Source organism: Streptomyces hyaluromycini (assembly GCF_002217755.1).
GTDB classification, from domain to species: Bacteria; Actinomycetota; Actinomycetes; order Streptomycetales; family Streptomycetaceae; genus Streptomyces; species Streptomyces hyaluromycini.
In genome coordinates, this window is record NZ_BCFL01000005.1 from 1 (window position 1) to 1,097 (window position 1,097).

Here is a 1,097-nt window from a genome sequence, read left to right on the forward strand (position 1 = left end):
AAAGAGCGTTTTGTCCCGCCGAGGTTGTTTGGTGGCGATTCGCAGACCGAGCCGGTATGGGGTTCTCGGGGCAGACGTGCCTAATGCGGGGCAAGGGATTCGTGTCGTCGTTCGGCGACCCGTTTCGTTGCGTTTGCTCCTGTCTGATCCCAGCGCGCCCCCGGTTGACCTCGTTTGCGCCCTGGGGAGGCGGCCTGCTCGACGGTACTACCGAAACATGACGCGACACCGCCCGTATCCCAGCGACCTCTCCGATGCGCGCTGGGAACTGATCGAGCCCACGCTCACCACTTGGCGGGCCGAGCGCAGAGGCAAGGGTCTCGACATCGGTCGCCCGCCCGAGCATGACCTGCGACGCCTCATGGACGCCATCCTCTACGTCGACCGCACCGGCATTGCCTGGCGTTACCTGCCCCACGACTTCCCGCCATGGGAAACGGTCTACGGCTACTTCGCCGCCTGGCAGAAGGAAGGCATCTTCGACCAACTCAACGGCCTCCTGCGGCGCCTGGTCCGGGAAGCCGAAGGCCGCGACAGCGAGCCAACCGCCTGCGTGCTGGACGCGCAGAGCGTGAAGACCTCCGCGAACGTGCCCGCGACCAGCCAGGGCATCGACGCCGGCAAGAAAATCGCAGGCCGCAAGCGCCATATCGGGGTGGACACCCTCGGCCTGCTCCTGGCTGTCTGGGTCACCGCAGCGAGCGTCTCCGACAACGCCGGCGGCATACACCTGATGTCCCACATCGCCGCCACGAACCCCCGCGTGACCAAAGCATGGGCCGACACCGGCTACCGCACCAAAGCCATCGACCACGGCGCCCGCCTCGGCATCGACGTCGAAGTCGTCCAACGCGACCCCGGCGTCAAAGGATTCAAGGTGATCCCGCGACGCTGGGTCGTCGAGCGGACCTTCGGCTGGCTCATGCATCACCGCCGACTCGCCCGCGACTACGAAACCCACCCCCACCGCTCCGAAGCCATAATCCACGTCGCGATGATCGACCTCATAAGCCGCAGACTCACTCGCGAATCCACCCTGAACTGGCGCGACACCTGAACCTCGAACCAAACAACCTCGGCGGGACAAAACGCTCTTT

General features: G+C 65.4%; 1 protein-coding gene. It reads left to right on the forward strand.

Features of this window, described 5'->3' with window-relative positions; genetic code table 11:
- The first annotated feature begins 217 nt into the window (after positions 1–217).
- Entirely contained in the window at positions 218–1,057 is an 840-nt protein-coding gene (locus tag SSP29_RS00035) for an IS5 family transposase (protein WP_089098377.1), read from the forward strand.
- Positions 1,058–1,097: the final 40 nt, after the last annotated feature.